Source organism: Lactobacillus sp., from assembly GCF_051873315.1.
In the GTDB taxonomy this organism is placed as follows: Bacteria; Bacillota; Bacilli; order Lactobacillales; family Lactobacillaceae; genus Lactobacillus.
Genome location: NZ_JBJEES010000093.1, coordinates 1 through 7,851, shown reverse-complemented (window position 1 = coordinate 7,851; position 7,851 = coordinate 1). Strand labels below are relative to the sequence as shown.

General features: G+C 49.1%; 7 protein-coding genes and 2 tRNA genes. 7 read left to right on the top strand and 2 right to left on the bottom strand.

Annotated elements, in window-relative coordinates; translation table 11 throughout:
• Positions 1–557, top strand: a 557-nt coding sequence (locus ACI32D_RS05605) for an amidohydrolase family protein (RefSeq protein ID WP_439775623.1), incomplete at its 5' end; no start/stop codon positions are given.
• Between the two features lie 85 nt (positions 558–642).
• Here ACI32D_RS05605 and ACI32D_RS05600 read toward each other — a convergent pair.
• A complete protein-coding gene (locus ACI32D_RS05600) occupies positions 643–1,362 on the bottom strand; it encodes a B3/B4 domain-containing protein (protein ID WP_439775622.1) in 720 nt (239 codons plus the stop codon).
• A gap of 75 nt (positions 1,363–1,437) precedes the next feature.
• Positions 1,438–2,307, bottom strand: coding sequence for a DNA-binding domain-containing protein (locus ACI32D_RS05595; protein WP_439775621.1), 870 nt, complete (start codon positions 2,305–2,307; stop codon positions 1,438–1,440).
• Between the two features lie 308 nt (positions 2,308–2,615).
• Between ACI32D_RS05595 and argF the strand changes: the two genes are divergently transcribed.
• From argF to ACI32D_RS05565, 6 genes are all read left to right on the top strand, one after another.
• A complete protein-coding gene (gene argF / locus ACI32D_RS05590; RefSeq protein ID WP_072547691.1) occupies positions 2,616–3,617 on the top strand; it encodes an ornithine carbamoyltransferase in 1,002 nt (333 codons plus the stop codon).
• Between the two features lie 18 nt (positions 3,618–3,635).
• Complete coding sequence (arcC, locus tag ACI32D_RS05585; protein ID WP_439775620.1) at positions 3,636–4,565, top strand: carbamate kinase; 930 nt, start codon at positions 3,636–3,638, stop codon at positions 4,563–4,565.
• Between the two features lie 163 nt (positions 4,566–4,728).
• Positions 4,729–5,952 (top strand): arginine deiminase, encoded by a 1,224-nt coding sequence (gene arcA, locus ACI32D_RS05580; RefSeq protein ID WP_439775619.1) that lies wholly within the window; start codon positions 4,729–4,731, stop codon positions 5,950–5,952.
• Between the two features lie 99 nt (positions 5,953–6,051).
• Positions 6,052–7,479, top strand: a complete 1,428-nt coding sequence (locus tag ACI32D_RS05575; RefSeq protein ID WP_439775618.1) for a basic amino acid/polyamine antiporter — start codon at positions 6,052–6,054, stop codon at positions 7,477–7,479.
• A gap of 158 nt (positions 7,480–7,637) precedes the next feature.
• Positions 7,638–7,710 (top strand) — tRNA-Val (locus ACI32D_RS05570).
• Between the two features lie 2 nt (positions 7,711–7,712).
• Positions 7,713–7,785, top strand: a tRNA-Lys gene (locus ACI32D_RS05565).
• The last annotated feature ends 66 nt before the right edge of the window (positions 7,786–7,851 follow it).

Here is a 7,851-nt window from a genome sequence, read left to right as displayed (position 1 = left end):
TGGACCCTTGGCTTGAATGTCAGCCGTCAGTCAGAATCGAGCATGCTTCACTTTTGTCTGACTCCATGCTCAAGGAGCTGAAGGAGGCAAAAATTGGCCTGGCTGTTTCTACCCAGCCGATCTTCTTCTTCGCCGAAGAGGATTCCTACCGGCAGTTTTTGTCAGCGGATCAGCTGAAGATGGCCTACCGGATCAAGAGCTTAGACCAAGAAAATATTCTCTTCAGCCTCAGTTCAGACGCTCCATGCACCCCATGGGCAGAACCGGACAGTCCATTTTACGGAATCTACGCGGCAGTGACCCGGCACACGGCAGCAGGCGGCTTCATCAACGAAGATGAAGGTATTTCCGTTGCCCGGGCCATCCTGGCTTATACCAGAGACGCGGCTAAGATGGGTGGCTTTGTCAATAACGGGACCTTGACGCTGGGCAAGGACGCCGACTTTGTCATCTTGGACAGAGACATCTTCAGCCAGAAGGCGGAGGACTTAGCCAAGGTCAAGCCGGCTTCCACCTGGATTGGCGGGGAAAAGGTCTGGGGTCAGGAAAAGAATTAATGTAATTAAAGAAACATAGGCAATAGAAAAGTCTTACCTTTGACGGGTAAGACTTTTTGTTTGTGGAAAACTTGTTGATAATTTTTTAGTCAACGTCTACGCTTGGCGCGTCCTTGGTTAAGACAACAGACTTGTCCGGCTTGATGCCGAAGAATTCTTCCAAAAGCTTTTCCAAGTCGCTCATGGCTTCGTTAGCCCGCTGCGCCTGGTCAGCGTTGACAGATTCAATTACGATTACGCCCTTAGTTGAATCTTCATCCAGCATGGTTCTTTGGGCATCCCGCCAGTTGAGGCAGCGGCAGACGGCACCTTGGTCGTCGTACCAGGCAACTTCGCCTTCAAGGGTCGGTTCGTCCTTGTCAGCGCCGACTGGCTGGAAGGCCAGGCCTTCATGAACTTGACCCAGGTGCATGGTGCCGGCCAGCTTGTCTTGGTCTTCGATGCCGATTGGCACCCCATGAGCCAGGGAAACTGAGTTGTAGACATCAACCAATGGTGAAATCGGCCGCAAATCTTCGCCCTTGTCGATCCGCTTCAAAAGAGCTTCGATGGAAGCCCGGACGCCTTTCTTCTTTTTGAATTGCTGGTAGGCTTGCCGCCATTCAGCAACAACTGGGTTCTTGGCAAAAGCTGCGGCACCCAGGAAGTCTTCCGCCTTGTCGCTGCCTTCTCTGAGCAGCTTGCGCCGGCGGGCCAGATTGTCGTCAGTGTCGTGGTTGTCGATGCCGCTGACGAGCATGATGTTTACTTGCGCGTCAGGGAAGAGCTCCCAAAAGCTTGGGTCAACGGTAACTTTTTCTAACATGTTGAACCTTTCTTTCTATATAAAAGAGATAAGATTTTTCCTTACTATCCAATTGTACTATAAGCAGAAAGCTCCTTACCAGAGCTCATTGTCGCTGCCTCGCTTGACCCGGTAGCTTTCTTGCAGCAGACCGTCAAAAAAGTGCTGCAGGGAAATCTGCCCCCGTTCCAGCTCCTTGCCGTTTTGGTGCTGCATTTCCACGTGGATGTTCTGGTACTCAAAAAGGTTGTTGGCATAGTCCAGCAGCATTTCATTGTCCGGGTAGTCGATGCACATGGTGGCCAGATTGACGATCCCGATGTGCAGGGTCCGGCGGATCCGCTGGTAGATAACCTTTTTCTCCCGGCCGCTGATGCCAAAACTTTCTTCCAGGTCGATCTGGTCAAAGCTCATGTCCTTGTCGACCATCAAGCGGATGATCTTCATGATGTCTTCATAGCCTTTTTCAGATGCAATGCCCAAAAAGCGCAGGGTGTCAGTCACATGGTCTATTTGCTGCCGGCGAGTGGTCTGCTGGCGGCCGGATGGATTGTTCAAGCTGCCCGAAAGTTCGCTGATCACCCGCATGTTGCTCAAGAGCTGCAAGGTTGTACTGATAATTTTGGAAATATGGGCGATTTCCTCAGAATTGAGCTGGTGGTGGATGAAAAAGTCGCAACCGTTTTGGTAGGCAGCCGTGATCAAGGATTCTGACGGGGTATTGGCCGTCATAATCACCCGGGGCAGGATGTTGGCCTGCTTGAGCCGCCTTAAGAGGGCCAGGCCGTCAAAGGGTGCCAGATCATAGTCGACAACCAATACGTCAACTCTGAGTTGGCGGAGGTCGTCAAAGGTCCTTTGGGCATCGGTTGACCGGCCAACGACAATGTTTTCGAAGTTCCGCTCCAGGGCGTCACTAATTAGTTGTAAGTTCCTGGTGCTCTTGTTTGTGATATAAAAGTGCATTTTTGCATTTTCTCCTCATTTTTGAAGCAAGTTGAAGTCTACTGAGTCAACTATCCAATTGTAGCACAAAGGAGACTTAAAATAAAAAAGTGTATAAACATGGTAAAAGTACCCAATGGGCCGTATAAGCGGCCTTCTATTCACTTAAAAAATTCGATTATACAGTTCAGAAAAACTAATTAATTGATTTCTATTTTTTTTTGGTAAATCTTTTTGTTTTTTACTGTTGTGGTCTGAAAACGCTTTCTATAATGATAATCGTAAACAAGTGAAAAACACAAAACAATAGAAAACAGGAGGAAGCTATCATGGCTTTTAATTTACGCAACCGCAGTTACTTAACTCTCGCAGACTTCAACACTCGTGAAATGGAATACCTGCTTGACCTGGCAGAACAACTGAAGAAGGACAAGTACGCTGGTGTTGAACAACCTCGTTTGAAGGGCAAGAACATTGCTTTGATCTTCGAAAAGGACTCAACCAGAACCCGCTGCTCATTCGAAGTTGGTGCTCACGACCAAGGCGCTCACGTAACTTACCTTGGGCCAAGCGGCTCACACTTCGGCCACAAGGAATCAGTTAAGGACACTGCTCGCGTATTGGGCGGCATGTTCGACGGTATCGAATTCCGTGGCTTCTCACAAGAAGCAGCTGAAACTTTGGCTAAGTACTCCGGTGTCCCAGTTTGGAACGGTTTGACTGACGCTGACCACCCAACTCAAGTTTTGGCCGACTTCTTGACTGCTAAGGAAGTTTTGAAGAAGGAATACAAGGACATCAAGTTTGCCTTTGTTGGTGACGGCCACGACAACGTATCCAACGCTTTGATGCTGGGTGCCGCAGTTATGGGTATGGAATACCACGTCGTAACTCCTCCAGAACTGAACCCAAGCGAAGAAACTTTGGCAAAGGCTAACGCGATCGCTAAGGAAACTGGCGCCAAGATCGTTGTTTCAAACGACGTCAAGGAAGGCGTTAAGGGCATGGACGTAATCTACGGCGACGTTTGGGTATCAATGGGTGAATCCGACGACAAGTGGAAGAAGCGGATCGAATTGCTTTCACCATACCAAATCACCATGGACGTTCTTAAGGCTACTGAAAACCCTAACGTTATCTTTGAACACTGCCTGCCAGCCTTCCACAACCTGGAAACTGAAGTTGGCCGCGAAGTTTACGAAAAGTTTGGCTTGAAGGAACTTGAAGTAACTGACGAAGTCTTCGAAAGCAAGCACTCAGTTGTCTTCCGTGAAGCTGAAAACAGAATGCACACCATCAAGGCTGTCATGGTTGCTACCTTGGGCGACTAATCAAGAAGAGGTGCTCTTATGTCAAAAGTTGTTGTAGCATTGGGCGGCAACGCCCTCGGCAAGTCACCAGCCGAACAATTGGAATTGGTTAAGAACACAGCTTCCTCACTGATCGGTTTGATCAGCGCCGGCAACGAAGTAGTTATCAGCCACGGCAACGGCCCGCAGGTTGGCCAAATCAACCTGGGCATGAGCTACGCTGCTGAACATGGCCAAAGCGCGGCCTTCCCATTCCCTGAATGCGGGGCAATGAGCCAGGGCTACATTGGCTACCACCTGCAGCAAAGTCTGCAAAACGAACTTCACAAGCGCGGCATGACCAAGGACGTAGCGACTATCGTAACGCAGATCGTTGTTGACCCGGCTGACTCAGCCTTCCAAAACCCAACTAAGCCGATTGGGGCCTTCTACACTAAGGAAGAAGCCGACTCAATCGCTGAAGACAAGGGCTACATCTTCAAGGAAGACGCTGGCCGCGGCTGGCGGCAGGTTGTTCCTTCACCGACTCCAAAGAGAATCGTTGAATTGAACAGCATCAAGACCTTGATTGAAGCAGATGAACTCGTTATCGCCGGCGGTGGCGGCGGGGTGCCTGTAGTTGAGACCGAAGAAGGGCTCAAGGGCGTGCCAGCCGTCATCGACAAGGACCGCTCCAGCGCATTGTTGGCAGACAATGTTGGCGCGGACAAGCTGATCATCTTGACCGCCGTTGACTACGTGGCAATCAACTTCAACAAGCCAGACCAAAAGAACTTGGAAAACATCTCTGTTGAAGAAGCTAAGAAGTACATTGACGAAGGTCAATTCGCTGCCGGCAGCATGCTTCCTAAGGTTCAAGCCTGCATGTCATTCGTTGAAGGCCACCCGGAAAGAGAAGCCATCATTACTTCTCTGTCAGGCTTAGATGCCGCTCTTGCTGGACAGTTGGGGACTGTTATCCACGCATAAGCGCGTTTGCTCATCGACCGGTTTAAATTTTAGTGTAAAAATCTCTCTTTAAAAATTACGAACAACTAGTTAGTTAAGTCGTTAGTAGGTTGACTTGACGATTTATAACCACACAAATCATTAGGATATTAGGTAAATTAGCAATTATAGGAGTGTAAAGATCATGACAAGTCCTATTCATGTAACTTCAGAAATTGGTAAGTTGAAGACAGTTATGTTGCACAGGCCAGGGCGCGAAATCGAAAACATCACGCCGGATTCAATGGAACGTCTCTTGTTTGACGACATTCCATACCTGCCAATCGCGCAAGAAGAACACGACTTCTTCGCACAAACTCTGCGCGACAACGGTGCCGAAGTTATCTACACCGAAGACTTGGCTGCCGAAGCCTTGGCAGACGAAGCTGTCAGAAACGAATTCATTGAAAGACAAGTAGCAGAAGCTGGCTTTGTTGCCGGCGTAACTCACGACGCTCTGGTTGAATACCTTAAGGCTCTGACTCCAACTGAACTGGTAACCAGAATCTACGAAGGTATCCGCAGAGATGACCTGGAACTTACCACTCTTGACTTGGCTGCAGTGTCAGAAAACACTGAATGGCCATTCTTGATGGATCCACTTCCAAACGCCTACTTCACCCGTGACCCGCAAGCTTCAATCGGCGAAGGGATGTCAGTCAACAAGATGACTTTCCCAGCTCGTCAGCGTGAATCAATGATCACTGAATACATCTTGAAGTACAACGCTCGCTTTGCTGGCAAGGTTAAGGTATGGCGTGACAGAAACCACGAAAGTCACATCGAAGGTGGTGACGAACTGGTATTGAGCGACCACGTAGTAGCAATCGGTATTTCAGAACGTACTACTGCCGACGCAATTCAAGACATCGCTAAGAGCTTGTTCGCAAACTCTGACTACGACACTGTAATTGCCATCTCAATTCCGCACAACCACGCAATGATGCACCTTGACACGGTGTTCACCATGATCAACTACGATCAATTCACTGTTCACCCAGACATCTTGACTGAAGATGGCAAGGTTGACAACTGGGTACTGCACCCAGGCAAGGACGGGGAAGTTACCTTCGAACACCACACTGACATCAAGGAAGTGCTGAAGAAGGCCTTGGGCAAGTCAGAAATCGACTTGATCCCAACTGGCAATGGCGACCCAATCGTAGCTCCGCGTGAACAATGGAACGACGGTTCAAACACTTTGGCAATCGCTCCAGGTGAAGTTGTAACTTACAACAGAAACTACGTCTCCAACGCTTTGCTGAGAGAACACGGGATTTTGGTCCACGAAGTTCGCTCAAGCGAATTGTCAAGAGGTCGTGGCGGCCCACGTTGCATGTCTTGCCCAATTATCCGTGAAGACATCTAATTGGTTTTTGAATCTAAAATCGCGGAGCTGGTCTATCGCTCAAGGGCTTAGACTATCTCCGCCTTTTTAGGTGGAAAGAGTATTTGGGAGGTAAAAATCATGGAAGAGAAAGTAAACAAAAACGGGATAGGCCTTGTTGGCCTGACCGCTTTGATCGTCAGTTCCTCTATTGGGACTGGGATCTTCGGCATTACCAGTTCCATTGCTTCATCTGCCGCTCCAGGGCCCGCTATTTTGTCCTGGCTGCTGGTTGGCTTTGGTTTCTTGATGCTTGTTCTGTCATTGAACAATTTGACTGAGAAGAGATCCGACCTTAAGGGTGGTATCTTCGCTTACGCCGGGGCCGGCTATGGCCCATTGGGTGAATTCATTTCCGGCTGGGCCTACTGGCTGAGTGCCTGGCTGGGCAACCTGGCCTTTGCTACTATGCTGATGAGCGCGATCGGGACCTTTATTCCGGTCTTCAAGGGCGGTTCAAACCTGCCATCAATCATCGTAGCCATCATCTTCTGCTGGGCCTTGACCTTCTTGGTTAACAACGGTGTTGAAAGTGCCTCATTCGTTAACACGATTGGTACTTTCTGCAAGGTTGTGCCATTGATCATGTTTGTTATCATCTGCATCGTTTCCTTCAAGGGCGGGATGTTTACCGCTGACTTCTGGGGCAGAGTTGCCAACAACCTGTCCAAGGGGACGACGACTGGTGGTTTGTGGCCACAGATGAAGGGGACTTTGATGACCCTAATCTGGGTATTTATCGGTGTTGAAGGGGCCTCAGTCATGGGCTCACGTGCCAAGAGCCTGAAGGAAGCTCAACAAGCAACCATGCTTGGTTTCGTCCTGCTTTTGGTCTTCTACATGCTGATCTCAATCCTGCCATACGGCTCACTTACCCGGGCTCAATTGGCCAGTGCTGCACAACCAGCTTTGGGCAGCGACTTGAAGATGATCGTCGGCGACTGGGGCGCTATGATCATCAACATTGGCTTGATCATTTCCACTATCGTTTCTTGGCTGTCATGGACCATGCTGCCAGCAGAAACCATGCTTTTGATCGCTGAAGACGGTGCTGCTCCTAAGTTCTGGGGCAAGCTGAACAGCAAGAAGGCGCCAACTAACGCCCTGTTCACTACTGCTATCTTGCAGACCATCTTCCTCTTCTCCTTGCTCTTCACTGACAAGGCTTACGAATTCTGTTACACTTTGGCTTCAAGTGCCATCTTGTTCTCATACCTGTTTGTCGGCTTGTACCAAATGAAGTTCAGCCGTGAACGCAAGGAATGGGGCCAATGGACCTACGGTCTGCTGGCAGCCCTCTTCCAATTCATGTGCATGATTTTGGCCGGCTGGCAATACGTCCTGGTTGTTTCCTTGAGTTACATCCCAGGCTTGATCGTTTACTACCAAGGCGTTCGTGAACAAGGCAGAAAGCTCAACAAGAACGAAAAGATCACCTTTATCGTTATTGCAATCCTCTGCGTTCTGTCCATTGTTCTGATTGCCAACAAGACGATCGACATTATGTAATCGAAATTAAAATCTTTCCCAAAACAGCGGTTTTCCGCTGTTTTTTTGTGCTGTGGCTTATTTTTTCAAAATAAAAAAAGGAAAAAAGACTTGCATTCCTGGCTGAATACGATATACTAGTATTTGTGCTTACGGCCTATGCCGTAAACAAGTCATATGGAGGATTAGCTCAGCTGGGAGAGCATCTGCCTTACAAGCAGAGGGTCACAGGTTCGAGCCCTGTATCCTCCATCGAGTCGTTAGCTCAGTCGGTAGAGCATCTGACTTTTAATCAGAGGGTCGAGGGTTCAAGTCCCTCACGACTCATGGCCCTGATCTGCGGGTGTGGCGGAATTGGCAGACGCGCTAGATTTAGGTTCTAGTGTTTTCGGA